At 59.1% G+C, this 24,278-nt stretch carries 23 protein-coding genes and 1 tRNA gene; 14 read left to right on the top strand and 10 right to left on the bottom strand.

The genetic code is table 11. The features are described from left to right. Nucleotides 1-2 precede the first annotated feature (2 nt). Both AB4Y89_RS05780 and AB4Y89_RS05775 read left to right on the top strand, forming a co-directional pair. The gene (locus AB4Y89_RS05780; protein ID WP_442299958.1) at nucleotides 3-941 is read left to right on the top strand and encodes a carbohydrate kinase family protein; all 939 of its coding nucleotides are present in this window, start codon (nucleotides 3-5) and stop codon (nucleotides 939-941) included. Nucleotides 942-1,004: 63 nt separating this feature from the next. Further along, entirely contained in the window at nucleotides 1,005-2,051 is a 1,047-nt protein-coding gene (locus AB4Y89_RS05775) for an amidohydrolase family protein (protein ID WP_442299957.1), read from the top strand. Between the two features lie 123 nt (nucleotides 2,052-2,174). Here AB4Y89_RS05775 and agaR read toward each other — a convergent pair whose 3' ends face one another. Beyond that, nucleotides 2,175-2,966, bottom strand: coding sequence for a transcriptional repressor AgaR (gene agaR, locus AB4Y89_RS05770; protein WP_442299956.1), 792 nt, complete (start codon nucleotides 2,964-2,966; stop codon nucleotides 2,175-2,177). A gap of 318 nt (nucleotides 2,967-3,284) precedes the next feature. On the opposite strand from agaR, the gene AB4Y89_RS05765 reads away from it, so the two are divergent. Further along, the gene (locus tag AB4Y89_RS05765) at nucleotides 3,285-4,229 is read left to right on the top strand and encodes a carboxypeptidase-like regulatory domain-containing protein (protein ID WP_442299955.1); all 945 of its coding nucleotides are present in this window, start codon (nucleotides 3,285-3,287) and stop codon (nucleotides 4,227-4,229) included. Nucleotides 4,230-4,300: 71 nt separating this feature from the next. Beyond that, nucleotides 4,301-4,774, top strand: coding sequence for a DinB family protein (locus AB4Y89_RS05760; RefSeq protein WP_442299954.1), 474 nt, complete (start codon nucleotides 4,301-4,303; stop codon nucleotides 4,772-4,774). A 201-nt stretch (nucleotides 4,775-4,975) separates the two neighbouring features. On the opposite strand, the gene AB4Y89_RS05755 is transcribed toward AB4Y89_RS05760, so the two are convergent. Beyond that, nucleotides 4,976-5,052, bottom strand: a tRNA-Met gene (locus tag AB4Y89_RS05755). Nucleotides 5,053-5,234: 182 nt separating this feature from the next. On the opposite strand from AB4Y89_RS05755, the gene AB4Y89_RS05750 reads away from it, so the two are divergent. The 4 genes from AB4Y89_RS05750 to lysA all read left to right on the top strand — a co-directional run bounded on the left by AB4Y89_RS05750 (nucleotide 5,235) and on the right by lysA (nucleotide 9,106). Next, nucleotides 5,235-5,774: a hypothetical protein gene (locus tag AB4Y89_RS05750; RefSeq protein ID WP_442299953.1), complete on the top strand. Its 540-nt coding sequence runs from the start codon at nucleotides 5,235-5,237 to the stop codon at nucleotides 5,772-5,774. Nucleotides 5,775-5,905: 131 nt separating this feature from the next. Next, complete coding sequence (locus AB4Y89_RS05745; RefSeq protein WP_442299952.1) at nucleotides 5,906-7,318, top strand: BON domain-containing protein; 1,413 nt, start codon at nucleotides 5,906-5,908, stop codon at nucleotides 7,316-7,318. 130 nt (nucleotides 7,319-7,448) lie between these two features. Next, entirely contained in the window at nucleotides 7,449-7,784 is a 336-nt protein-coding gene (locus AB4Y89_RS05740) for a PspC domain-containing protein (protein ID WP_442299951.1), read from the top strand. A 5-nt stretch (nucleotides 7,785-7,789) separates the two neighbouring features. Continuing rightward, a complete protein-coding gene (gene lysA / locus AB4Y89_RS05735; protein ID WP_442300318.1) occupies nucleotides 7,790-9,106 on the top strand; it encodes a diaminopimelate decarboxylase in 1,317 nt (438 codons plus the stop codon). 124 nt (nucleotides 9,107-9,230) lie between these two features. Here lysA and AB4Y89_RS05730 read toward each other — a convergent pair whose 3' ends face one another. Next, nucleotides 9,231-10,637 carry an APC family permease gene (locus tag AB4Y89_RS05730; protein WP_442299950.1) on the bottom strand — a complete coding sequence of 469 codons (1,407 nt, stop codon included), beginning with the start codon at nucleotides 10,635-10,637 and terminating at the stop codon, nucleotides 9,231-9,233. A gap of 166 nt (nucleotides 10,638-10,803) precedes the next feature. Between AB4Y89_RS05730 and AB4Y89_RS05725 the strand changes: the two genes are divergently transcribed. Continuing rightward, nucleotides 10,804-11,832: a metallophosphoesterase gene (locus AB4Y89_RS05725; RefSeq protein WP_442299949.1), complete on the top strand. Its 1,029-nt coding sequence runs from the start codon at nucleotides 10,804-10,806 to the stop codon at nucleotides 11,830-11,832. A gap of 130 nt (nucleotides 11,833-11,962) precedes the next feature. Here the strand turns inward: AB4Y89_RS05725 and AB4Y89_RS05720 are convergent, their stop codons facing one another. The 3 genes from AB4Y89_RS05720 to AB4Y89_RS05710 all read right to left on the bottom strand — a co-directional run bounded on the left by AB4Y89_RS05720 (nucleotide 11,963) and on the right by AB4Y89_RS05710 (nucleotide 14,979). Beyond that, nucleotides 11,963-12,598, bottom strand: coding sequence for a LysE family translocator (locus AB4Y89_RS05720; protein ID WP_442299948.1), 636 nt, complete (start codon nucleotides 12,596-12,598; stop codon nucleotides 11,963-11,965). Between the two features lie 18 nt (nucleotides 12,599-12,616). Then, entirely contained in the window at nucleotides 12,617-13,252 is a 636-nt protein-coding gene (locus tag AB4Y89_RS05715; protein WP_442299947.1) for a LysE family translocator, read from the bottom strand. Between the two features lie 134 nt (nucleotides 13,253-13,386). Beyond that, the gene (locus AB4Y89_RS05710) at nucleotides 13,387-14,979 is read right to left on the bottom strand and encodes an ArnT family glycosyltransferase (protein ID WP_442299946.1); all 1,593 of its coding nucleotides are present in this window, start codon (nucleotides 14,977-14,979) and stop codon (nucleotides 13,387-13,389) included. Nucleotides 14,980-15,053: 74 nt separating this feature from the next. Between AB4Y89_RS05710 and ypfJ the strand changes: the two genes are divergently transcribed. Further along, nucleotides 15,054-15,959, top strand: a complete 906-nt coding sequence (gene ypfJ, locus AB4Y89_RS05705) for a KPN_02809 family neutral zinc metallopeptidase (protein ID WP_442299945.1) — start codon at nucleotides 15,054-15,056, stop codon at nucleotides 15,957-15,959. Nucleotides 15,960-16,102: 143 nt separating this feature from the next. Beyond that, nucleotides 16,103-16,942 carry an SGNH/GDSL hydrolase family protein gene (locus AB4Y89_RS05700; RefSeq protein WP_442299944.1) on the top strand — a complete coding sequence of 280 codons (840 nt, stop codon included), beginning with the start codon at nucleotides 16,103-16,105 and terminating at the stop codon, nucleotides 16,940-16,942. Nucleotides 16,943-17,175: 233 nt separating this feature from the next. On the opposite strand, the gene AB4Y89_RS05695 is transcribed toward AB4Y89_RS05700, so the two are convergent. Beyond that, complete coding sequence (locus AB4Y89_RS05695) at nucleotides 17,176-17,988, bottom strand: metallophosphoesterase (RefSeq protein WP_442299943.1); 813 nt, start codon at nucleotides 17,986-17,988, stop codon at nucleotides 17,176-17,178. Between the two features lie 54 nt (nucleotides 17,989-18,042). Beyond that, nucleotides 18,043-19,995: an excinuclease ABC subunit UvrC gene (gene uvrC / locus AB4Y89_RS05690; RefSeq protein ID WP_442300317.1), complete on the bottom strand. Its 1,953-nt coding sequence runs from the start codon at nucleotides 19,993-19,995 to the stop codon at nucleotides 18,043-18,045. Between the two features lie 217 nt (nucleotides 19,996-20,212). Here uvrC and AB4Y89_RS05685 point away from each other — a divergent pair, with 217 nt between their 5' ends. After that, nucleotides 20,213-20,965 (top strand): OmpA family protein, encoded by a 753-nt coding sequence (locus AB4Y89_RS05685; protein ID WP_442299942.1) that lies wholly within the window; start codon nucleotides 20,213-20,215, stop codon nucleotides 20,963-20,965. A gap of 206 nt (nucleotides 20,966-21,171) precedes the next feature. Here AB4Y89_RS05685 and AB4Y89_RS05680 read toward each other — a convergent pair whose 3' ends face one another. Both AB4Y89_RS05680 and AB4Y89_RS05675 read right to left on the bottom strand, forming a co-directional pair. Further along, nucleotides 21,172-22,422, bottom strand: a complete 1,251-nt coding sequence (locus tag AB4Y89_RS05680; protein ID WP_442299941.1) for a mechanosensitive ion channel family protein — start codon at nucleotides 22,420-22,422, stop codon at nucleotides 21,172-21,174. A 10-nt stretch (nucleotides 22,423-22,432) separates the two neighbouring features. Further along, entirely contained in the window at nucleotides 22,433-22,633 is a 201-nt protein-coding gene (locus tag AB4Y89_RS05675; protein ID WP_442299940.1) for a DUF3311 domain-containing protein, read from the bottom strand. Between the two features lie 90 nt (nucleotides 22,634-22,723). On the opposite strand from AB4Y89_RS05675, the gene mazG reads away from it, so the two are divergent. Both mazG and AB4Y89_RS05665 read left to right on the top strand, forming a co-directional pair. Continuing rightward, on the top strand, nucleotides 22,724-23,518 hold the full coding sequence (mazG, locus tag AB4Y89_RS05670; protein ID WP_442299939.1) for a nucleoside triphosphate pyrophosphohydrolase: 795 nt from the start codon (nucleotides 22,724-22,726) through the stop codon (nucleotides 23,516-23,518). Continuing rightward, complete coding sequence (locus AB4Y89_RS05665; protein WP_442299938.1) at nucleotides 23,515-24,270, top strand: GNAT family N-acetyltransferase; 756 nt, start codon at nucleotides 23,515-23,517, stop codon at nucleotides 24,268-24,270. Before mazG ends, AB4Y89_RS05665 begins: the two co-directional genes overlap by 4 nt. Nucleotides 24,271-24,278: the final 8 nt, after the last annotated feature.

The following is a 24,278-nucleotide window of genomic DNA, read 5'->3' as shown; positions in this document are numbered from 1 at the left end:
AGATGCCTGCGCTCGACCTTGTCGTTCTCGGTGAAACCAACCTCGACCTGATTCTGTACGGTCTCGAGGAGGAGTTGCCCTTCGAGCGGGAGGTGCTGGCAAAAGACTTCCGCATGACACTCGGTGGCTCGTCCTCCATCCTGGCGCATAACCTCGCCACGCTGGGCTGCCGGGTGGGCTTTATCACCAAGGTGGGAGGCGACCCTCTGGGCGCCATCGCACTGGAGCGGTTGCACGAAGCCGGTGTCGACCTGCCGCGCGATGTGGTGCAAGCGCAGTCGCAGACCGGGGTGACGATTCTGCTGCATCATGGCTCGAGACGTCGCATCCTCACGTACCCCGGAATGATGGCGGAGCTTACGATTGCAGAGATTGATCGGGAGTATCTTCGCCAGGCGAAGCACCTGCACATCTCCTCTCTGTTTTTGCAGCGCGGTTTACATGCCGAACTGCCTGAGCTTTGCCGCGAGCTGCGCGCTGAAGGATGTACGGTCTCTCTCGACACCAACGACGACCCGGATGATCAATGGGGCAGCATTCTGGACCGCATGCTCGATTCCATCGATCTTCTATTGCCAAACGATGATGAGGCTCGCCGCATGACCCGTTGCGATGATCTGGACGAGGCGATCAGCCGTCTCGCGAGGCGCGTGCCTGTGGTTGCCGTCAAGCAGGGACGATCAGGTGCGGTGGTGCGGCAGGGAGATCGTCTCTGGCACGTTCCCGCGATTCCCGTGGCAGCGGTGGATACGATCGGTGCGGGGGACAGCTTCAATGCAGGTTTTCTGAAAGGCTTTCTCGCAGTGGAACCGTTGCCGATCTGTGCGGCCATGGGCAATGTCGCGGCAGCGCTTTCAACGCAGCGTCCCGGCGGAACTGAGGCCTTTCGCGATGCGGAGTTTCGGAAGGCATTTCTGGCGCAGCATATTCCCGGAGCCTGAAAAGCGGCATATCACGGAGCCTGAAAAGCGGCATATCACGGAGCGTGAGAAATCGGAGGAAGCATGGCAGGTAGCGACAAGTTCGTCGATATAGTGAGTGCGGTGGCGCGTGTCGATCTTCCACTGGGCGAGTTTCAGCCGCGGTCGTCCTTGGTCACGCCCGTGCGGACGCCGTTGAAGCCGAAGTTTCCAGTCATCGATTATCACAACCATCTCGACTCCATGGAGCCTGCCGAGGTATTGCGCATCATGGATGCCTGCGGCGTCGAACGCATCGTCAACATCACCATGCAGGTGGGCGATCGTGCGATCGCTATGCTCGACAAGTTTCATCAGGCAGCTCCGGATCGCTTTGCAAGCATAGGGTGGATGGATTGGCACGGTGTCGAACGCGACGACTTTGCCCAGGTGACCATCGCTCGTCTTCATCGCCTGGTGGAGCACGGAGCGATCGGTATCAAGTTCTGGAAGGACCTTGGCCTTTCCGTGCGTGACCGCGAAGGCAAGCTGCTGCGGATCGACGATGAGCGTCTGATTCCCATCTTCGAGGAGTGCGGAAAGCTTCGCCTGCCGGTCATGTTCCACACCGCTGACCCGAGTGCGTTCTTCGATCCCATTGACGCGAAGAACGAGCGTTATGAAGAGCTCGCCGCTCATCCTGACTGGGGTTTCAGCAATTCACTGTTCAGCAAGCGGGAGTTGCTCGAACAGCGGAACCGTGTGATTGCGCGTCACCCTTCGATGACCTTTGTGGGAGCCCACTGTGCTGAGTCAGGCGAGGATCTGGCCTATCTCGCAGAGCAGATGGAGGCGCTGCCGAACCTGATGATCGACATCAGCGCCCGCACGCCGGAGCTGGGCCGGCAGCCCTACACCGCTCGCAGGTTTTTCCTGAAGTATGCCGATCGCATTCTGTTCGGCACCGATCTGCTTCCGGAGATCGAGATGTACCGGCTGTACTATCGCTTCCTGGAAACCGATGACGAGTACTTCGAGTATCCCTCGCATGCGTCGCGGCAGGGACGGTGGAACATCTACGGGCTCTACCTGCCGGACGATGTGCTCAAGAAGGTCTATCGCGACAACGCCCTCAAGCTGTTTCCGCAATAGGCGATTCGAGTATTTTCCCTGTAGGTGTAGTGTAGGGATTCGGTATCTATGGGCGTTTTCCGCAATGAAAACGCCGCTGCACACCGCTTCCGGGATACCCAGCAACAGGGAAAATGCTTTCGCCTAGGCGATGATCACTTCAATGCCTGATGCTTTCAGTGCTTCCACATCTTCGTCACGGATCTGATCGTCCGTAATCACGGCATGGATCGCTGTCGGAGGAACGATCAGCGCCAGGCTGCGGTGGCCGAACTTGGTGGAGTCGCAGACCGCGACCACACGCGTGGCGCATTTGACCATGGCGCGGTTCACACGCGACTCAAGCATATTGGGTGTCATGACGCCGATGGTCGTGTCGAAGCCGTCGACGCCGAGGAAAAGAATGTCAGCGTGAACCTCGCGGAACATATCTTCTGCCTGCGGGCCTACCAGAGAGAAGGAGTTCTTCCGCAGTGTGCCCCCGGTGATGATGACCTCGAAGTCCGTCCCGGAGAGTTCGGCGGCGATGTTGACCGCGTTGGTGATCACCGTTAAGTGCGAGAACCGCTTCAGCTCCTGCGCAATGGCGCTGGTTGTGGTGCCCGAGTCCAGAAGGACACACGTGCCTTCTTCCACAAGCGCGGCAGCCGCTTTGGCGATCCGCTGCTTTTCCTTGAACTGCTTTTTTTCTTTCTCGCGGAAAGAGAGATCCTGCAGGATGCTTCCCTGCGGAGGAATGGCGCCGCCGTGGGTGCGGCGCACCATGCCCTTGGATTCCAGGTAGTCCAGATCTTTGCGGATCGTAATTCGCGAGATGCCCAGAGTGTCAGAAAGCTCCGAGACCAGGACCCGTCCCTCTTGCTGCATCTTGCTGAGGATGTGATGACGGCGCTCATCGATGAGCATTTCATTTCCGTCGGGAGTGGTAGGCCGCATTCTTTTCTTCTCGGGCGATGGATCTTATTCAACTCCCAATTATGAGGCGAAACCTTTGTTTTGGCATGCAATTACATCGGGTGACCGCAACCTTGATCTGCGTTTCTGGTCTTGTCGCTCACGCCATGGGATATCGGATGCAAATTATTTTGCGGGCTATGTGCAGCCGAACAGCCCGTAAAACCGCATAAAACTGCACAAAAGTCCGCGTCTTTCAGACCTTTCCCCTCATCTATTGGGAAGACTTATATGCCCTGTTCGCGACAATTGCTCGTCTTGTTCTTCTGTTTCGCTGCGGTAATCGCACGCGCACAGCAAATGATTGCCGTTCCAGAAGGCCCGGCGCCCCAGCCCGGCTCCATTGCCGGTGTGGTTATGGATACCGACGGCGCAGCCATTCCGGGAGCGAAGATTACCGTTGTTCGCAACGGATCGACGGTTGATGGCGTTTCTGCGGTTTCAGGAGGGGACGGTGTCTTTTTGCTACCGCGTGTGCCCTCGGGGACTGCGGTGACGTTCAACGTGTCGGTCAATGGATTTGCTTCCTGGACATCGAATTCTGTGACGCTGACGCCGGGGCAGTATATGGAACTGCCGGAGATCAAGCTTGCGATCGCGACGCTCGATACCGAGGTGACTGCGATCTTTCCGGAAGAGCTGGCGAAGGAGCAGGTCAAGGAAGAAGAGAAGCAGCGCGTACTGGGTGTGATCCCGAACTTCTACGTGGTCTATGACCACAATGCGGTTCCGATGACGAGTGCGCTGAAATTCCGCCTGGCTCTGAAGGCTTCTACCGACGTTGTTACCTTTGCCGGAGTTGGGTTTATCTCGGGCATCTATCAGGCTGCGGACCGCCCTGATTTTCGCCAGGGCGCCGAGGGATACGGTCAACGATATGGCGCCATTTATGCCGACGGCGTGAGCGACATCCTTATTGGCGGCGCTGTTCTGCCGTCGCTCCTCCATCAGGATCCGCGCTACTTCTACCAGGGGACAGGCACAAGGAAGTCTCGCGCACTGCATGCGCTCTCCAGTCCATTTATCTGCAAGGGCGATAACGGGAAGTGGCAGTTCAACTACTCGTCTATCGGAGGCGACCTCGCCTCGGGTGCGCTTTCAAACCTCTACTATCCGGAATCCAATCGCGGTCCCAGTCTTGTCTTCAACACAGCGCTGACGGCCGCAGGAGGGCGCATGCTCAACGCTCTCGCCCAGGAGTTCATCCTGAAGAAGCTCACCTCGGGGAATCACGAGAAGAACTAAGTCGCATCGTTTCGCATCGCCACGACGGCGAAGACATCCAATGGATAACTCCGCAAAAAGGATGAGGAACGATGGACGAGCTCTTTATAAAGGTTGTCGTAGCTTCGTGGAAACAGGCGGTCAGCCGTGTGGACCAACGCTTTGCGCCACTTGACGACGAACAGCTTCAGAAGCAGGTTGCCCCGGACAGAAACCGTCTTTTTTATCTGCTCGGCCATCTCACGGCCGTTCATGACCGCATGCTGCCGCTCCTTGGCGTTGGGGAGAGACTTTACCCGGCGCTCGATGAGGTCTACATCACCAACCCCGATCGTTCGCTTGCCGATCCGCTCCCTGCGGCGGACCTGAAAAAGGCGTGGGGACAGGTGAACACTGCGTTGATCTCCGCGGTCGAGAAGTTTTCGGCTGACGACTGGTTGAAGAAGCACAGCGCAGTCACCGACGAAGACTTCGCCAAAGAACCAACACGGAACCGGCTTGCCGTTTTTCTCAGCCGCACCAACCACGTAGCGTTTCATGCGGGGCAAGTAGTACTGGTGAAGTAGAGCTTTCGGAGAGTTTCTTGATGTGGCGTAAATGACATCAATGATGTCGTTTACGCCTTTCCCGCGTCTGGAGCGGTGAGTAAGCTAACGGATAGCTTTCCGAAATTGTAAGCAGAAATGACAAGAGCCTCCGGTGCGTGGACCGGAGGCTCTTGCAAACGTAAATGATGTTACTGCTTCAACGTTCGCGTGATTGTCGATTGGTTGCGGGGGCAGGATTTGAACCTGCGACCTTTGGGTTATGAGCCCAACGAGCTACCGGGCTGCTCCACCCCGCATTCATATGATGCCATCTGAGGGCCATCAGGTCAACTCGTCCCCTGTTTTTGGAGTTATCGCAGAACGGCATTAACCTGCTATGTCTCCAACATCTTCTTTGAGATAGGAAGCATCTATGTCCATCGAACGGGAGTTTTGACTCCAGTTTCGAATGAGAAGCTTTTGAATAAGGTTTGTGGGCATGCGGGCGGATAAGGTAATCACGGTTCTGGCTCTGGCTTTTCTATGCGGTGCGGTGGGTCACGCGGAGTCACGACGCCATCTGGTGCCCCCATCGGAGGCGGAACGTGCGGCCCTTGAGAAGAGGCTTGATCCGGCCCTTATGCCGGCGGGCGCCAACCACAGGAACATCGACCCCAAACAGATATTCAAACTTGTTGGGCCGCACGACACAGAAGAACTGACCATCGCTGCGGTCGACTTTGATGTGCCCAACCCGAACGCCGGGGTATCGCGGCATACCTGCGGTATCTACGTTGTACCTGCACAGGGGCCTGCGTATTTTCTCGATGGCAGCCTGGATGAAGCACTTCCGGTCCAGTGCCGGAGAGTCGTATCGATACGCCTGCCACGCAAGGGCGCGGAGTCCGCTGAAATTATGTTTGTCGGCGAAGCCTCACTGGCCTCTCATTCGTGGCGTCAGGAGTATTTCCTGCGTCGTGGTGAGGACGGGACCTACAAACTGACAGCCGACTACAAAGATGCCTCCCAGAAACAGTAGGCAATGGCCGAAACGATAGGATTTCGGCCCATGCACTCGCCAGGTACCAGAACTTTCCCCCGGAATTTGCGTCTGAACAAGCAGGGTCAGTGTCGGTGATTCTTGGGCACTGACGGGGGATAGGGAAGCATATGTATTGGAAGACTTTTACTCACGCAGTCCTCGCCGCTGCTCTGGTTGCGAGCGCATCTGCCCAGGCGAAGAAGAGCACTGTCCCTGACGCGCAGATCCAGGCAGACGTGCTCAAACGGCTTGCCGCCGACGCCTCGCTGCAGAATCAGGACATCCAGGCATCGGTTGCCTTCGGGACGGTTACGCTCACGGGCACGGTGACCGACGACAATGCCCGTCACGCCGCCGAACAGGCCGCGGCACAGACCAACGGCGTCACCAAGGTTGTGGATGAACTCGCCCTCGGAGCGGCTCCGGCCAACCCTGCCGCAGCTCCGAGCGCAGAAGATGCCGGCGCGGCGGCCATTGCCGAAGCGCGGAACGAGCCAGGTCAAGCCCAGCCGCAGCAGTATCCCCCCGTTACTGCTGACCAGCAGGCCCAGAACCCAACGGCTCAGTCCATGGACCCTCAGTATGCCCCTCAAGCCGCCCCCCCGGCCCAGCCAGATCAGCAAGCTCAGCCGGATCAGCAGGCGCAACAGCAGCCCCAATATCCGCAGGCACAGCCGGGATATCCCCCTTCCCGGGCACCGTACCAGCGCCGTGTCTACGGACCGTATCCGTACCCCAGTGCTCCGCCACAGCAGGCGCAGGGTAACTATTCTTACCCACAGCAACAGCAGCCTTACCAGGGCGGAGGCCAGCAGGCTGGCCGCATGGTTACCGTGCCTGCCGGAACCGTTCTCTCGGTCCGTATCAACCAGCCGCTCGACAGCCACAACGCGCAGGCGGGCATAAGCTTTGACGGAACGGTCGTCGCGGACATCATCGCCGATGGGGCGATCGCGATCCCGCGCGGCGCTACCGTCCATGGCCAGGTTGCCAATGTGTCGAACGCCGGAGCCCTCAAGGGCCGCGGCTCGGTCTCGTTGCTGCTCACCGGAGTCTCGCTCGGCGGACAAGAGTTTGCTCTCACCTCCGAGCCCTGGACGCGCAACGGCGGCGATAAGGCCGTCACCAGCGTGGACAGCACCCTTGGCGGCGCCGCTATCGGCGCGATCATCGGTGGCGTTGCCGGTGGCGGAGCCGGTGCCGCTATCGGAGCCGGCGTCGGTGGCGGTGTTGGCCTGGGAGCGGCAGCCGCATCCCCCAGCGGAAACGTCTGGGTACCCGGCGAGGCCGTCCTGCGCTTCCGTGTCTCGCAGCCGGTCACTGTCGCGACAGTCGACCAGCAGGAGCTCAACCGGCTGGCCTACGGAGCTGGACCCGCCGGCGGGCCTCCGACAATGGGGCCGCGTCCGTACCCGTATCCCTATCCGTACGCCTATCCTTACGGCGCGGTGGTCGTTGGCGGACCTGGACCGTACTACTACGGTGGCGGCTATTACCGTCCGTACTATCGTCCGTATTATCGCGGTTACTACCGCTACTAAGGCCTAAGATGTCCTCCCCTGATTCACCATGGCAGAAGGCCCGGCACTATGTCGGGCCTTCTGCTTTGTTGGAACGAATAGAGAGCATGCAGCGTATGAAACAATGGAATTCTTCCATGGGAGTGTAACCATGTACTGTTCTCGTTGCGGAAAGCAAGTAAGCGCCGGGGCCAGCTTTTGTTCTGCCTGCGGTGCGTCTGTTGCCTCGTTCGGTGATGTTGCGGTGGCCGCGAACCCGTCCGTCAACTTTGACGGCATCACACGACCGCGCTCCGGCCGTGTTGTCGCCGGTGTCTGCCTTGGCATCGCCCGGCGCTATGCTTGGGATGTCAGCATGGTCCGCGTGGCCTGGCTGCTCGCCGTCGTCCTCTTCGGCACCGGCGTTGTGGCGTACATCATCCTGTGGATAGCGATTCCAGAAGAAAGTTACGTGCTGCCCGCAGGGCCGCCGACGAGAGTTCCGTGAACGAAGTGAAGGCCAAGGTAAACGCTGTCTCCCCGAAGTCGACCAACACACAATCCACGAATCAAGCCCGTCCCTTTACCTACCAGGGGCGTTCGCTCGCATGCAGCGGCGTCGCCCTGGACGGTCTCGCCCAGAAGTTTGGGACGCCGCTCTATGTTTATTCCGGCGACCAGATCCTGGAGCGTCGCAATCTCTTCGCCCGTGAGTTTGCCGGCGTCGAGCACACGGTCTGCTATGCGGTGAAGGCGAACTCGTCGCTCGCGATTCTCAAGCTGCTGGCACAGTCCGGCACGGGCTTCGATATCGTCTCCGGCGGAGAGCTGGAGCGCGTTCTGCGCGTCTCGAAGGATGCCGCCAAGCGCGTTGTCTTCTCCGGTGTAGGCAAACAGGCCGCCGAGATGGATCTTGCTCTCAAGGCCGGCATCCTGATGTTCAACGTCGAGAGCGAGGCCGAGCTTGAGCTGCTGGCAGAACGAGCCGCGAAGCTGAAGAAGAAGGCGCGTATCGCTCTGCGCGTGAATCCGGATGTTTTTGCAGAGACGCATCCCTACATCTCCACCGGTCTGCGCGAGCACAAGTTCGGTATCGACATTCGCATCGCCCGCAAGGTTTACCGCCGCGCAGCAAAGAAGCAGTGGCTCGATCCCGTGGGCGTGTCTGTTCACATCGGGTCGCAGATCCGCTCGACAGAGCCCTTTGGCTCAGCCCTCGCCCGGGTCGTGGACCTGGTGAAGCAACTCCGCAAGGACGGTCTCAGTATCCGTTATGTCGATGCGGGCGGCGGCCTCGGTATTGAGTACGGTACCGGCAACTTCGACCCCGCGGCTAAGGTGCACGAATACGCCAATGCACTGAAGAAGGCTATGGGTGGCCTGGATGTGCATCTGCTGCTCGAACCCGGCCGCTTCTTCGTCGCTCAGGCGGGAACACTGCTTTCACGCGTGCTCTACACCAAGGTCAACGGCACCAAGACCTTTGTGATTACCGACGCCGCGATGAATGATCTAATCCGCCCGGCACTCTACCAGGCACATCACGAGATCCTGCCGGTGAAACAGTCGAGTTCGAAGAAGACCATTGTTGCCGACGTCGTTGGCCCGGTCTGTGAGTCGGGAGACTTCTTCGCCCGTGATCGCGAGCTGCCCCCGGTCAAATCAGGAGATCTGGTTGCACTGCTCGATGCGGGAGCGTATGGCATGTCACTGGCCTCGAACTACAACACTCGCTCCCGCGTCGCCGAGGTGCTGGTCCGTAACGGTAAAGCGAAGCGGATCCGCCGCCGCGAGACGGTTGAGGAGATGCTGGCGCAGGAATTGCTCTAGACATCTGGACAATGTTCAAAAACAACGGTCCGAACGTAGTTCGGGCCGTTGTTTTGATTTGTCATCCCTTAGGGATCTGCTTTTTAGGGGGATCGCTCCCACCAACTGAATCCGATGTTCCACACTACGGTGCTTCGTTCGCTGGCGCCGAGGTTTCGGCGGGTCGTAACACGCCCGAACGCTTCAGCAGGTAATACAGCGGAACACCGCAGGCGATAATCACCGCGCCGATGCCCGAGTTCCGTGGCTGATCGACGATTGAAAACACCAGCAGCACAATCGCGCACAGCACAAAGATCGCCGGTACTACTGGGTAGCCGGTTACAGAGTAGGGCCGTGGAGCGTCCGGCTCCCGCTTGCGGAAGACGAAGACCGAAGCCGTCACCGCCGCGTAGAACAGCCACTCCGAAAAGATAGCCAGCGAGAACAATCCCTGGAAGGTATTGATCAGCAGCAGAAGAATGCTGCACAACACTGCCTGCAAAATCAGCGCGGCCGCTGGTGTTTTGAATCGAGGATGCACCCATGCCAGCCAGCGGAAGAACAGCCCGTCGCGTGCTGCCGCGAACGGGATACGTGCGCCGGTCAGCGACGATCCGATAAAGGTGCTTCCGTAGCCCACGGCCAGCACGGCAGAGAAGATCGTCGCTGCGATCGGTGGAGCGCTGGTGAGTATCGCGGCTACCGCGGGACGATCGGCATGGGCAATTGCCATTGCCGGGAGCACGAACTGGATTGCCGCGTTGGTCAGCATGTACAGCACGCCGACGACGGAGACTCCGGCGATGAGGGCGATGGGCAGCGACCGGCTCGGGTTCTTGATCTCGCCCGCGGTGTGCGTGACATCGGACCATCCGTCATACGCCCACAGCGCTGCGATCAACGCCACCATAAATCCGGAGAAGCCGCCGCGCGCGCCGCTGAACGAAGTATGGAAGTTGACAACACTGCCGTGTCCGCCAAAGAGGCAGATCCCGACGACGCCGAGCACCAGAAAGATCTTCATGATGAGCAGCAGCCGCTGTGTGTTTCCGGCTCTGCGCGTGCCCAGGATGTTCAAACCGGTAATCAGCCAGGTGAAGGCAATCGCGGCAAGCTGCCCCCAAACTACATGCGGAAAGACGGGCTGGGTGAAGAAATGAAAGGCGGCGAAGTTACCCAGCACACGTACCACGCCGCTCGCAATCGATGCAATCGACGAGGGCTTTGCAATCGTCACCTGCGTCCACATGAAGACGAAGCCGGTCAGGTCACCGTAGGCCTCGCGCAGATAGGCGTACTCGCCGCCGTAACGCGGGCGGGTCGCGGAGATCTCCGCGTAGGTCATCGCTCCGAAGAGGGAAAGGATGCCACCGACGATCCACACGGCGTAGACCATCGCGGAGGAGCCCACGGCCCGCATCATCTCCGACGGTACAAGAAAGATTCCCGAGCCGATGATGATGCCGATCACCAGCGCCGTGGCATGCGATGCTTCAAGTACACGAGGCAGTTCGGCGTGGACGGCTGGCGGTGCGGTCTGCGATGGCATGGGTTGAAGTGAGGGTAGCACGCCCTGCCTGAGGTCATCGGACTACCTCCGTTCTCACTCAGGCTTAATGGGCACTTAAGGCCTTTCTCTTTCAATGGTGAGATGGGCCAAGCCGGCAATTTAATAGGTGACGCGCCCGCGGTTTTCTGCGTCTGATGAGGAAGTGATGAGCAAGACTGGTTCCATATCCCGGCGATCGTTTTTGAAGCAGACGGTGGCCTTCTCCGCCTTGGCGGCGATTCAGCCGCGCGCTGTCTTTGGACAGCTTCCGTCACCCGCTCCGGATCGCGATGCCGCCCATATGCTGATGCTCGGAGATTGGGGCACCGACAAGTATCTCGAACAGCAGGTGGCCACGGCCAACGGAATGAAGAGCTACGTCGACGTTCGTCAGATTCACCCGGAGAGCCTCTTTATGCTGGGCGATAACTGGTACGGCACGCTCAGTGATGACTCCCCCCGCTGGCAGAGCCAGTTTGAGCAGATGTATCCGAAGTCGCATTTTCCAGGGCCGGCCTATGCCGTGTTGGGCAACCACGACTACGAGTACAAGATCGGCAACAAGGTTGAGATGCAGCTCGGCTACGCTAAGAACCACCAGGGGACCCGCTGGTACATGCCGTCGCGTTGGTACACCTTTACCTGGCCACAGGCGAAGCCGATCGTGACCTTTATCTGCCTGGACTCGAACCTGCCGGGAACGAAGAGTGATCCATGGCCCTGGTCCTTCACGATGAAGCGCGAGCACCGGGACGAGCAGGAGGAGTGGTTCAAGCAGGAACTCGCCAAGCCGCGCACCACGCCCTTCGTCGCCGTCGTCGCACATCATCCACTTTTCAGCAATGGCATCCATAAGGACAACCATCTGCTGATCAAGCGCTGGGATGACCTGCTACGTGGCGCTAAGGTGGATTTCTATCTCACCGGCCACGACCACGACCTGCAACACCTGGAGTTTGCCGGGCATCCAACGTCGTTTGTCATTTCGGGAGGCGGCGGAGCGGAGCTCGTTGACTGGACGACCGATCCGAAGAAGCGTGGTCCCTGGGGCAGCAAGGTTCTCGGCTTCACCGACTTTGAAGCGAAGGACGACGCCATTATCGTTCGACTCCTCGACCAGAACGCGAAAGAACTACACAGCTTCCGTCGCCATGTCGGCGGAGCGGTCGAAGTGCTGACCCCGTTTGTAGGATAAAGAGTTGGGATCACTCTCTTTGAGAACGCTGCACGACATTTTATTTGTCATTTGGCAGCGTAGCGGAGAAATCCGCTTCTCTCCATATCCTCTGATCCTCGCTAAAGCCGAAGAACAGCTCGATTCAAATCTATTTGCTGGTGGCCGAGTAGATCAGCTTCCCGCCGAACGTAAACATCGCCGCACCGGCCGTGCGTTCAATGCCGGTCTTAGCGCGCCGATACGCTGCCTGTGCCTTCTGGGTGGAGAGCAGCAGCGACAACCCAATGTAGTATCCGGCTTCGTCTACGAACACGATCGCCAGCACGATGCCGCGCAGCCACAGTGGCCACGAAGGCTGCAGCACCGCCGTAAAGATGCTGGCAAAGAAGACAATGACCTTCGGGTTGGCGAGGTTCAACGTAAGCCCGCGTAGGAAGGCAGCGCCGACCGACATATCGGGAGCCGCCGTGGTGGCGGCGCCGTTAGACGTTTTCGACTTTGCGTGACGCCAGGACTGCACGCCGATGTAGCAGAGGTACATGCCGCCGGCGAACTGCATGATGCGATAGAGCCACTCCGCCTTGGCCAGGATGATCTGCACGCCGAAGACCGCAGCCGCGCCCCATAGAAACGCGGCAAAGCCCAATCCGAAGCCATGTGCAGCGGCGACTGGCCGGCGGTGTTGCATGGAGACGCGCATGGTGGCAACAAAGGCGGGTCCGGGCGAGGCGACGGCGAGCAGATGAACGCCGGCCAGTGCAAGCAGTGCGGCAACATAATGCATGTGTTTCAGTGTACGGAATCAGCTTTCGAGTGCTCGGTAGAAGAGCCGTAACGCAAACAGCAGCAGCGCTGTTCCCGCGACGCGGTCGATGACGGGCTTGGCATGCCGGTAGGTCTGTTGCGCATGGCGTGTGGAGAGCAACAGCGTCAGGCTGCTGTAGTAGATGAACTCATCGGCAAACACCAGAAGGGCTGCCGCGAACCGTATCCACATCGGCCACTCGGGATGCAGCACCGCGGCAAAGACGCTGGCAAAGAAGATCATCACCTTCGGATTTCCCAAGTTGGTCAGCAGACCTCTCCGGAACAAAGCAAACCTGGTGGTGGTTGCGCCAAGTTCCAGCGAGGCACGTTGGTGTGCAGGGAAGTTGGCATGACGCCACGCATTCACCGCCAGCCACATGAGGTAGACGCCGCCAAAGAGTTGCAGCCCGCGAAAGAGTCCAGGCACGGTCATCAAAACACTCTGCAAGCCCAGCACTGCCGCCAGCGCCCAGACGAAGGCAGCGCCGGCCAACCCCAGCGCATGAAACAGAGCGACTCCACGCGAATACTGCGTCGAGGCCCGCAGTGTATTCACAAACGAAGCCCCGGGCGAGGCCATACCGAGAAAATGGATTCCCGCAAACGCGGCAAGCGCAACGATGTAAGACATGGGGACAGCAAGGACGCTACAGAGTTCCACCAACAATTGGCAAGCGCCAGCCAGCTCTTGTTATAAGGCAGGCAAGCACTTCATCTAACCACTGCCGTACCTCTTCAACTTTTAACTTTCAACTTTTAACTGTTTTAGTAGTAGAACTTGAAGCTCGCCCAATCTTCGGTCAGATTCTTCTTCCTGTTCCGGCAGAGGTAGATGTTTCGCCGGTTCTCAAATGGCATCGCGTACGGATGATCCAGATGTCCGACCACGGTGCAGCTCTGGTAGTACTCCAGCATGGCCGGAAGCTTCGCTGCATTGATGGAGAAGACGACCTCTCCGGTAGCACCCTGCGGTCCCCAAAGGAAGTGAGTATTGTGTCCACTGACCACGGGTGGAATCTCACCTGGTTTATTGAGAAAGAGCAGTGAACTTGCCTCGCCGTAGTTGCCGGCGGTTACTACGGCTTTCCGTTGGTCTTCCGGCGGCAATGAGTGGTAGGCGGGGCGGATCTTCGCGGAGAGCTCTTCCCATCCAAAACGGTCTGCATAGAACTGCGGCAGAATTCCGGAACTGTCCGTCTCAGTATTGGTGGAGCTGTCGTAAAGATGCGTCGCCTTCATATAACGCAGCCATGACTCCACCGGGAGTACCGGAATTGCCATTGGCAGCGAGATGATCGCTAACAGCGCAATCAAGCCTGACAGTACGGGGAAGGCAATGGGACGATCCCAGTGGACTGACTTCCGTGTGGCGAAGCGTGTTTCCCATGCCAGACCACCGGCTGCAAAGACGATGGGATAGACCGGCACCAGGTAGTAGTCCTTCGCGTGCAGGGCAAACATCATGGCGTAGGTAAAGACCCAGGTCAGCCCCAGCCAGCGCCACTGCGCCCGGCGCAGCAGAAAGACAACTCCGGGAATCCACACGAGGGCCGCGATAGGGTTGACGTTTTTGAATTGCGCCAGGAAGAAGGCCAGGAAGCCGAGCGAGATGTTCTTCCCGTCCTTGCGTCCATTCTCCAGAAACTCCAGTGTTGGCCAGTGATGAATCGCCTGCCAGATGACGTTCGGACTCGCGATCAGGAGCAGCAGGGCGATGCCCATCGCCGCATGACGCGTGAACAGCAGCTTACGCTGCGGTGTGCACAGCAGCGCCAGTCCTACGGCGATCAGGAAGAACATCATCGAGGGCTTGTTCAATAGCCCCAGCCCTGCCGAGACGCCGAGGACGATCCACGCCCGTTGCGGTGGCCAGAGATCTCGCTGCAGCAGGATCAGCGCCAGCAGGCAGATCATCCAGAACATCGACTCGAAGGAGTTCATCGAGAGAAAACTGTCGAGGCCAAGGTACTGCGGCGCACACAACACACACAGCATCGCCAGGCCCTGCGCCGGCCGGCGTCCGCCGAGCGCCCAGGCAAGCAGACCCGTCAGAAAGACGCGAGCCGCACCCGCCAGGGCGGAGAACATGCGGATCCCAGTCAGGGAGTGCCCGAACAAGAGCTCCGCCAGCCGTGCCTGCACCGCGACAACGGGGCCGTGGTCCACATATCCCCATGCCAGGTGCCGGCCGCACATCAGGTAATAGAACTCATCGCGGAAGTAGCCATAGCCGATCGCCGGCTCCAGCAGATTCGTGCCGACATGAATGGCAAGCTTGATGAGTGCAAAGATCGTAGCAAGCCTGATGGCCTGCCGGAGTGTAGGGTCAGCGGAGCGGACGGTCACGGATGCTGCCATGCGGCAAGGATACGCAAGGAACAGCACTGCGGTTCCTTGCGCGGCATCTAAGATTACGGAATAGGGGATGAATCATGGACTGGACACCTGGCGGCACCAGTGACGATATTGAAGACCGGCGAGGCGACGACTCCGGCGGCGGTGGTGGCGGCGGCTTTGGTTTCGGCGGTATGGGCGGTGGCCTCGGCATCGGTGGCTTCATCCTTCTGCTGATCCTCAGCCTGGTTACGGGCCGGAACTTCCTTGGCGGCTTCTTTGGCGCCGGTCATGCTCCCTCGCAGCCTGCAGAGCGCCGCAGTGCAGGTCCCGTCGAGGAGACCCAGGGGGAGAAGCACAGTGTGCAGCTCATCAGTTGGACCCTGGACGACGCGCAGAAGACCTGGGAGCAGATCTTCCAGCAGAACGGCAAGACCTATCGTCATGCCAAGCTTGTCCTCTTCCGCGATGCCACCTACTCCGGCTGCGGTACGGCGCAGGCAGCCACTGGCCCCTTTTACTGCCCGGTCGATCAGAAGGTCTATATCGATCTCAGCTTCTGGGAGGAGCTCCAGCGCTTCGGCGGCGGTACGAGCGAGTTCGCACAGGCCTACGTTGTTACGCACGAGATCGGCCACCATGTACAGCGCCTGCTCGGGATTGAGAGCAATGTGCAACGCCTGATGTATGCGCGCCCGGCGCAGCGCAGCCAGCTCTCCGTCGCTCTGGAGCTACAGGCAGACTGCTTTGCCGGTGTGTGGGCGCACTCCGCTGAGCAGCGCGGTCATGTCCACACCAGTGACATTGCAGAGGGCATGAAGGCTGCGGCGGCAGTCGGCGACGATCATCTTCAGAAGATGGCCGGACGGGCCGTCAGTCCTGAACGCTTCACGCACGGCTCTTCCGAGCAGCGGCAGCAGTGGCTGGAGCGTGGTCTGCAGGACGGCACCATCGGCGCCTGCAATACCTTCAAGAATCTCAGCGACGCGGACAACCAGGACTAGAGCATTTTCCCTGTTACTGGGTATCCCGGAAGAGGGGGTGCCGTGGCGTTTTTATTACGGAAAACGCCCATAGATGTGGAAGCCCTACACTACGGCTACAGGGAAAATGCACTACTGACACGCTGCTGTCGTAGCATGGCCGCATGCACGCACTCCGGAAGCTTGCTCTTCTCTTCTGTCTCGGCTCCGTTGCGCTTCAGGCGCAAAAGCCGTCGCGCCCGTATGATCAGCTCTTCGTCTTCGGTGACAGTTACTCCGATACCGGAGCCGGATACATTGACGGCAATGGCCCCACGGCAGTCTGGTACATGGCCAAAAATCTCGGTATTGACCTGGTCATACCGCTGAAGTCGTGGGCTGGGGCGAGCGTGAACTTCGCCGTCAGCGGCGCTCGCACCGATGGTGGACTCGGGCGCATTGATAAACACGGCGAGATCCTAGGCTATGGCATGCAACTTCAAGTAGGGCAATTCCGCGAGTTGATGCAGGCGGGTCTCGTCACCTTCGATCCCAAGCGGACAATGTTCTTCTTCGCCGGTGGATTGAATGACAGGACCTTGCCCATCGAGACCAGCGCCCAGGACATTGAGGACGAGATCGAGGCGCTCTATGGTCTGGGCGCACGCCGCTTCATGGTGGCCATTCTTCCGGAGAAGATTCCGCAGTTTGCGCAGCAGGGAATCCGCGTCAACCCGGCACTGCGCGGTATTCCGGAAGAGATGAAGCACCGGCACGCTGACATCGAGATTGCCACCAGCAACTGGGGTGCATTCCTTGATGAGGTGATTACAAACCCTGCGAAGTACGGTATTACGAATACGACGGACCGCTGTGCCGGCCGCGTGCTCCGCAACGAAGATCCCACACCCTGTGCCACGCCGGAGAAGTACTTCTTCTACCACGAAGGGCATCCCTCAACGCGAGCTCACGAGGTAGCGGGAGGCATGTTGGCGGACGAGGCGAAGAAGATTTCAGCTCGCTAACACGCTAAGCCGGACGTTGGCGTGCGAATCGGTGTGGCAACTCACTGGATGCCCCATTCACCGGGGTCCCCAACGAACTTGTTCGTTGGGGTGGTCACGCGTAGCGTGAGTGGGACATTCGAGCGAAGCTCGAATCCGCCTTGTCCCTGAAAATCCCATCCCCTGAAAATCCCATCCCCTGAAAATCCCATCCATTGCTACGCAATGGATGGGGCACCCATTGAATGGGCTATCTAAGCGATACGCAGCCGGGGATCGTCCGGAAGAAACGGTCGCGTCGGTTCGTAGTATCTACGCTTCGCCGGAACCGAGACGAACTCACACTCCGGATAACGCAGCGCCGTCAACCTGCCGCCGAAGACACACCCGGTGTCGATGTTGATGGTGTTGTTCAGGATCACAGGGCTCTCCACCGGAGTATGCCCGAACACGATCAACGGGTTCCCTTGGTACTCCGCCGCCCACGGATAACGGATCTCGCCCCACTGATCGCGGACTCCAGTCTTCTCTCCATGAATTGCGAGCTCCCGAGCCTGGATGGTGGCGGCGCGATGCATGGACTCCTTCAGGCCGGCGTGAGCGACCAGAAGCCTGGCATGGTCGAAGATCAGATGCCCCGGCAGCCGCTTGATGAAGATCGCCATCTGCTTGGCGAATTCTGGAGACTGCCGTCCGAATTGTTCCAGAGAGTCAGCAAGTCCGAAGGTCAGGGGCAAGGTCTTGCCGGACAGAGCCGTCGCAAGCCGCACATCATGGTTTCCGGCGACAGAGAAAGCCTTGCCCTGTGCCATCGCCGCAGATACCAAACGGAAGACCCCTGGGATTCCCGGCCCGCGATCCGCGAGGTCGCCGACAAAGATCAGCCTGCGCTTGTCCGGCGACGTGATGGAGAGATCATCACCCACCTGGTATCCAAGCGTTCCCAGCAATTCCCTTAGCTCATCGATACATCCGTGAACATCGCCCACGATGTCGAAGGGGCCGGAGTTCTCGGAGTGATCCTGAAAGGAGATCGATTCGGCATGAAGCTCAGCGGCGGTACTCACACTCTAAGAATATCGATTTTGGGCGGCTCGGGTATGTGGCCCAGAGAGGCAGTTTTACTGAATTACCCGCAGCGCCGTATCGACAGCTGCTTCGTTCTCAGCCTGGAAGTAGTTCCGGATCTTCTCAGCAGTTGCCGGACTCACCACCGCTGACAAGGCATCCGGCCCCGCCTGCTTGATGCCGCGCAGCGACCCGAAGTGCTCCAGCAGCCGTTGCCGCGTCCGTGGACCAACGCCCGGGATTGCCAGCAGCTCCGAATCGCGGTCACGCATCTCGCGGCGTTTGCGGTGGTAGGTAATTGCGAACCGGTGCGATTCATCGCGGATCTTCTGGATCAGATGCAGTACCGGAGAACGCCTATCCAGCACCACTGGCTCATCCTCCTGGCCGTAGACATAGACGATCTCTTCGCGTTTCGCGATGGAAGCCATCGGCTGGAGCGTGAGTCCGAGTTGTTCCAGTGCGGCATAAGCTGCATGAAGCTGTCCCAGGCCGCCGTCGATCAGTATCAGTGATGGCAGATCTTTCTTCTCTTCCAACAGGCGTGAGTACCGGCGATGCACAATCTCGCGCATGGAGGCGAAGTCGTCGACACCTGTGACGGTTTTCACCTTGAACTTGCGGTAGTCCGACTTCTTCATCGCGCCGTCTTCCCACACCACCATGCTGGCGACCGTCTCCGCTCCCTGAATGTGGGAGATGTCGAAGCACTCGATACGCCGCGGCGGTTCTTCCAGGCTCAGCGCATCCTGCAACGCTTCGGCGATCGCCTTGTTGGTCGGCTGCAGCGTGCGGAACCGTTGGTCATAGGCCTGTTTGGCGTTCTGGCATACCAGGTCAACCAGGGAACGCTTGTCTCCTCGCTGCGGCGCGGCCAGCTCAATCTTGTGCCCCGTCCGTTCTGAGAGCAGAGAGGCCAGCGCCACGCGATCAGGGAAATCGACCGGGACGTAGATATGTTTGGGCACATACGGCTGATCGAGATACACCTGCTTCAGCAGGGCAGAGAAGAAGGCCGAAGGAGAGAACGCGGGCCGCTCGATCGTTGCCTCCGCTGCTGCTTCTGGAGCCCCTCCGGAGCCGAGAGATGCGATGTCTTCGGTCTCGTCGCTCTCCTCGGGATCTTCCGTTAGAAAGCTGAAGTCGGGCAGGTCTTCCCAGAAGAAGTCGCGTTTATCCACGATCTTGCCCGACCGCATATGGAAGAGGTTGACAGCGAGCATCTCTTTCTCGAAATGGAAGCCGAAGACGTCGGCGTCCTCGTTTTCAGTACTGGCAATGCGCTGCTTCTCCTGCAGCTGCTGCACGGTGATGAGCTGGTCGCGCATCCGTGCGGCAAGCTCGTACTGCTCTGCGACAGCGGCTTCGGCCATGCGCTCTCGCAGACGCCCTTCCAACTCGCTTTCTTTTCCGTCGAGGAAAAGCTGCACATCGCGTACTGCCTCGCGATAGGCCTCCGGGGTTGTGAAGCCTTCTACGCATGGTCCAAGACAGCGCTTGATGTAGTACTGCAGGCAGGCGCGCGAGTGATAGCGGGAGAGATCAACCTTGCACGATGGAATCAGAAAGCTACGATGGATCAGATCTACCAGGCGGTATGCCAGGTTGCCGGGAAAGTACGGCCCGAAGTAAGCTGACCCGTCTTTCTTCAGTCGCCGCGTGACAAAGACCTTCGGATAGCGGTCGCCCAGCGTCAGCTTGATATACGGGTAGGTCTTGTCATCCCGCAGCAGGATGTTGAACCGTGGCTTCCGCTGTTTGATCAGGTTGTTTTCCAGCGCCAGAGCTTCGTGCTCATTTGCTACCTGGATGTAATCGATGTCGACTGCCTCGCGCATCAGGGAGCCGGTCTTGGCATTTGCCTGGCTGGCGGCGAGGAAATAGCTGCGGACACGCGCCCGCAGGTTCTTCGCCTTGCCGACATAGATCACCTCGCCCTCGGCGTTCTTGTAGAGGTAACAGCCAGGTTTGGTCGGCAGTGTCCGGATTTTCGCCAGCAGATCCATCAGTGGGAGCACCCTTACAAGGCGCAAATTATTAGATTACTCCGCTCTTCGGCCTGCCATCGTCGGAAGAGATGGTAGGAAAAATTTTCCCTATTTAAACCCCGGAAATCTCGCAAGTCATTGAAAGTATTTGGAGTTTACATTTGGTGCGTAGCTTGCATCTCATAAGGCGTAACAGATGGCCCTGTTTGCCGGGCCAAACAATAGGAGAGTCACCATGACGAACGATTTCCGCCTTGCACGCAAGAATCTTGGAGCCACGATTGCTACCACGGTGGCCGCGGCTGGCATTCTCTTCCTGACGGTCGGTTGCTCTACAAAGAACTATGTTCGCTCGCAGACTGCTCCTCTCATCCAGAACACGAACGATCTGGATGCGAAGACGGCACAGGACCATCGCACGATTCTTGATACGGATCAGCGCGCTCAGGCCGGCATCGCCCGCGCCCAGGGTGCTGCCGATACGGCTGATCAGCATGCTATGGCTGCCGGAACGGCTGCGGACGCAGCCGGTAAGAGCGCCCAGGAAGCCTACAATCGTGTCGACTCGCTGACCGGCGTTGTCGCCAACCTGGATCACTACACTCCGCTCGCGGATGTGACCGTGACCTTCGGCTTCGACAAGTCCACTCTGACCGCCAGCGACAAGAAGGACCTCGACGCGTTTGCCGCCAAGCTTGACGGCGTCCGTCACTACATTCTTGAGGTCACCGGAGGTACAGACTCCACCGGCGATCCGCAGTACAACTACGAGCTCAGCCAGCGGCGCGCGGATGCGGTCGTAAATTATCTGCAGACCAAGTACAACGTTGCTCCTCATAAGTTCTATCTCATTGGTATCGGTAAGGATCAGGAAGTCGCGTCCAACAAGACGGTCGCCGGTCGCAAGCAGAACCGTCGCGTCGCTGTTCGCCTGATGTCGAACATGAAGGATGGGGCTGACACGTCCGCTCCGAGCGGTACCAAGTAGAGGTTTCCTTCCTCAGTAGTTACTGCAAGTGAAGTACCCCTCCCCCAAGTAGTGAGACCGGCGTGCTGCCAGTCTCACTACTCACCCCAAAAGGCGGCGGAGCCCAGCACCTATGTGGCTCCGCCAGCTTCTTTAAACCGGTTTTTCTCTCGAATATTGTGGTCTTGCCCACTCCCCGAGGGTAGGGCACCCGTTTAGGGAAAGTGTCAGTCCATTGCCACTCGAAACCGTGTGGGTTTCGGTTTCAATGGCCCCTGTACCGTCGACTGGTTTCCATCTCGTAGCTGGGTGTAGTGCGGTGACATGATCTCCACGCCTGCCTCATTGAAGGCATCCTGAATATTCCGGTGGAGCTCGCTGTAGATGCGCGGCATGGTGTCGGCATGCGCCGTAAAGGCGTTTACCTGATAGTGAATATAGAAATCGTCCAGCGCGGTCTGCAGTACGAAGGGCTGTGGATTCGACTCGACCATCTCTGTCTTCAGCGCCGCATCGACCAGAAGCTGGTGCACTGTCTGCCACGGCGTGTCGTAGCCGATCGTGACCGTCGTATAGAGGATCAGGTTTCCGGAGCGCGCCTGTGCCGAGTAGTTGGTGATGTTGCCATCCAGCGCCTTGGTGGAGGGAATCAGCACCTCTTCATTTTTCGGCGTCAGCAGCTTGGTGTAGAGGAACGTCCGCTCCATCACGTCACCGGTGGTTCCCTGGATCTGCACCCGATCCCCAACGCGAAATGGACGCATGTAGGTCAGTACGATGCCGGCGATGACATTACCTACGGTTGAGCTTGAGCCAAACGAGACCATCAGGCCGATGACGACCGACAGGCCCTTCGCGGCCTCCGATCCCGTGCCTGGAATCCGTGGTGCGATCAGGAACAACGCGATCACGATAATCACGGCACGGACGATCTGGCCGGTAGGCAGCGCCACATCGCGGTGCACCCATGGCGAGAGATTGATGGCGCCCTCATCTGCCTTGGTGAAGAGAAAGCGCACCGCCTTCAGAATGAAGCGGGTGAGTATGGCGATCACCAGGATGGTGATGAGGTTTGGTAACGACGCAAGGAAGCCGTAGTAGAGGTCGTGCAGAGGAGTGAGGACCCAGCCGAGCACCAGGTTGACATAACGCTCGGTGGCGGGGAACTGGCTGAAGGTCAGCAGCAGGGCGACGATTACGTTCAGCAGGACGAGCCCGTAGAAAACGGCGACGCTTAGCAGGCTCAGTGCGGACACGATCTGCGACCCGGTCAGAAGCTGCAGACCACGAATATGCAGTGGCGGTACGGTGCGCCGCTTGCTCTGCAGGAGGTCATCCAGACGGGCGCGCCCGCGGCGCAGAAGACGCCAAAGGAGGAATGCGGTTACCAGGATCAGCAACGTGATCGCGGTGCGCTTTAGGTAATCGGGATTCTTCCAGAAAGGGATCTCAGCGAGCAATGCGGGAAGAACGTGCATGGTGTGCGGATCAGGACTTCAGCTTCCTATAAACGACCAGCATGATGGCCGACGCGATGATCACCCACGCCAACTGGTACCAGTAAAAGAAGGGAAAACCCATCAGGTCCGGCGTCATGCGGTTGTACAGGCTCGGAAAGCAGAGCGCCAGGTAGGGCAGAAGCAGCAGCAAAGCCCAGGGCGAAATGCGCGTCTTGGTCGGTGTGGACACGATGGGGTTGATGGTAGCACGACCCCAGGGCGTGCCTGATGGATTTGGATGACATGCTCCTGCCCAGTCTCCGTTCGTTATGCTTAACCCATGGATTCGAACAAGACCCCGGACCTGGCGGCGGCACGGTTCGCTGAGGCGGTGGGTATCATGGCGCAGTTGCGAGCCCCGGATGGCTGTCCCTGGGACCGCGAGCAGACCTTCGACACGATCAAGCGGCACACGCTGGAGGAGACCTACGAGGTCTTCGACGCCATCGAACGACGCTCCTGGCCGGAGCTCAAAGACGAGCTCGGTGATCTTTTGCTGCAGGTGCTTTTCTACGCGCAGATGGCGGAAGAGGCCGGTTACTTCTCAATCGCCGAAGTTGTGGATGGCCTGAACTCCAAGCTCATCCGGCGGCACCCTCACATCTTCGGCGAGGTGACGGCCGACGATGCCGATACTGTCCTCCGCAACTGGGAGGCCATCAAGAAGGAAGAAAAGGCCGGAAAGGCTCGTGAGGGCGGTTTGCTAGGCGAGGTGCCTCGCAGTATGCCGGCTGTCGTCGAAGCGGCCAAGCTGGGCTCGAAGGCTGCCAAGGTCGGCTTCGACTGGCCGGACGTACAGGGGCTTGTCGGCAAGATCGAAGAGGAGTCGCGGGAGCTCGCAGCGGAGGTGGCTGCGGGAGATCGTGCGAAGGTAGAAGAAGAGTTTGGCGACCTGATGTTTACCGCAGTCAACCTTGCGCGGCATTTGAAGGTAGATGCCGAGCAGGCGCTGCGCCTGGCAAATGCAAAGTTCCGTGCGCGATTTGCGGCCATGGAACAGTCCGCGGGAGGCTCCCTGGAGGGCCTCTCGCCAACCCGGCTCGAAGAGCTGTGGGCGGAGGCAAAGAAGGCTTGAGTACGGAGATCGTGATCCGCGAGCTGTCAGAGCTCAGTGAGTTCGACCTGTGTGTCGATCTGCAATTGAAGGTATGGAACTACTCGGAGCAGGACCTGGTCCCGCGCCGCGTTTTCCTCGTCGCGTACCGCATCGGAGGGCAGGTGCTCGGGGCCTATGATGGTGAACGCATGATCGGCTTCGCCATGGGCCTGCCAGGCTTCCGCAACGGACACAGCTATCTTCATTCGCATATGCTGGCCGTTCTGCCCGAGTACCGTAACGGCGGCATCGGCCGCCGTCTCAAACTCGCCCAGCGCGACGGCGCTCTGGCCAAAGGCTTCGATCTGATGGAGTGGACCTACGATCCACTGGAGATCAAAAATGCCTACCTCAACATCACGAAGCTGGGCGCCATTTCCAGACGGTATAAGGCCGACTTCTACGGTTCTTCCACCTCGCCGTTGCAGGGAGGTCTCCCCACTGACCGTCTGTACGCCGAATGGTGGCTCAAGAGCGACCGCGTCAAGACTGTCCTCGCCGGCGGGAAACCTCGAATGGAGATCGAACGCACCGTGGAGGTGCCTGCTGCTATCTATGAGTGGAAGGCAAACGGAGCGGATCGCGATAAGGCAGCCGCCGTGCAGGCCGCGAACCGCGAGGCGCTGCAGGCTGCGTTTGCGCACGGGCTCTCGGTGATCGGCTATGACCGCGATGCGGAGGGGACTGGCAGATTCCTGATGGGCCGCTGGGACGAAGATCAAGTGATTTAGAAGGAAAC

The sequence above is a fragment of the Terriglobus sp. 2YAB30_2 genome (assembly GCF_052114765.1).
Taxonomy (GTDB): Bacteria; Acidobacteriota; Terriglobia; order Terriglobales; family Acidobacteriaceae; genus Terriglobus.
The sequence above is the reverse complement of the archived record's forward strand: the minus strand, read 5'-3'. Positions and strand labels throughout refer to the sequence as shown.

Coding starts and splice junctions, on each gene's coding strand:
- AB4Y89_RS05780 (WP_442299958.1), top strand. CDS start 3: ATGCCTGCGCTCGACCTTGTCGTTCTCGGTGAAACCAACCTCGACCTG.
- AB4Y89_RS05775 (WP_442299957.1), top strand. CDS start 1,005: ATGGCAGGTAGCGACAAGTTCGTCGATATAGTGAGTGCGGTGGCGCGT.
- agaR (WP_442299956.1), bottom strand. CDS start 2,966: ATGCGGCCTACCACTCCCGACGGAAATGAAATGCTCATCGATGAGCGC.
- AB4Y89_RS05765 (WP_442299955.1), top strand. CDS start 3,285: ATGATTGCCGTTCCAGAAGGCCCGGCGCCCCAGCCCGGCTCCATTGCC.
- AB4Y89_RS05760 (WP_442299954.1), top strand. CDS start 4,301: ATGGACGAGCTCTTTATAAAGGTTGTCGTAGCTTCGTGGAAACAGGCG.
- AB4Y89_RS05750 (WP_442299953.1), top strand. CDS start 5,235: ATGCGGGCGGATAAGGTAATCACGGTTCTGGCTCTGGCTTTTCTATGC.
- AB4Y89_RS05745 (WP_442299952.1), top strand. CDS start 5,906: ATGTATTGGAAGACTTTTACTCACGCAGTCCTCGCCGCTGCTCTGGTT.
- AB4Y89_RS05740 (WP_442299951.1), top strand. CDS start 7,449: ATGTACTGTTCTCGTTGCGGAAAGCAAGTAAGCGCCGGGGCCAGCTTT.
- AB4Y89_RS05730 (WP_442299950.1), bottom strand. CDS start 10,637: ATGCCATCGCAGACCGCACCGCCAGCCGTCCACGCCGAACTGCCTCGT.
- AB4Y89_RS05725 (WP_442299949.1), top strand. CDS start 10,804: ATGAGCAAGACTGGTTCCATATCCCGGCGATCGTTTTTGAAGCAGACG.
- AB4Y89_RS05720 (WP_442299948.1), bottom strand. CDS start 12,598: ATGCATTATGTTGCCGCACTGCTTGCACTGGCCGGCGTTCATCTGCTC.
- AB4Y89_RS05715 (WP_442299947.1), bottom strand. CDS start 13,252: ATGTCTTACATCGTTGCGCTTGCCGCGTTTGCGGGAATCCATTTTCTC.
- AB4Y89_RS05710 (WP_442299946.1), bottom strand. CDS start 14,979: ATGGCAGCATCCGTGACCGTCCGCTCCGCTGACCCTACACTCCGGCAG.
- ypfJ (WP_442299945.1), top strand. CDS start 15,054: ATGGACTGGACACCTGGCGGCACCAGTGACGATATTGAAGACCGGCGA.
- AB4Y89_RS05700 (WP_442299944.1), top strand. CDS start 16,103: ATGCACGCACTCCGGAAGCTTGCTCTTCTCTTCTGTCTCGGCTCCGTT.
- uvrC (WP_442300317.1), bottom strand. CDS start 19,995: ATGGATCTGCTGGCGAAAATCCGGACACTGCCGACCAAACCTGGCTGT.
- AB4Y89_RS05685 (WP_442299942.1), top strand. CDS start 20,213: ATGACGAACGATTTCCGCCTTGCACGCAAGAATCTTGGAGCCACGATT.
- AB4Y89_RS05680 (WP_442299941.1), bottom strand. CDS start 22,422: ATGCACGTTCTTCCCGCATTGCTCGCTGAGATCCCTTTCTGGAAGAAT.
- mazG (WP_442299939.1), top strand. CDS start 22,724: ATGGATTCGAACAAGACCCCGGACCTGGCGGCGGCACGGTTCGCTGAG.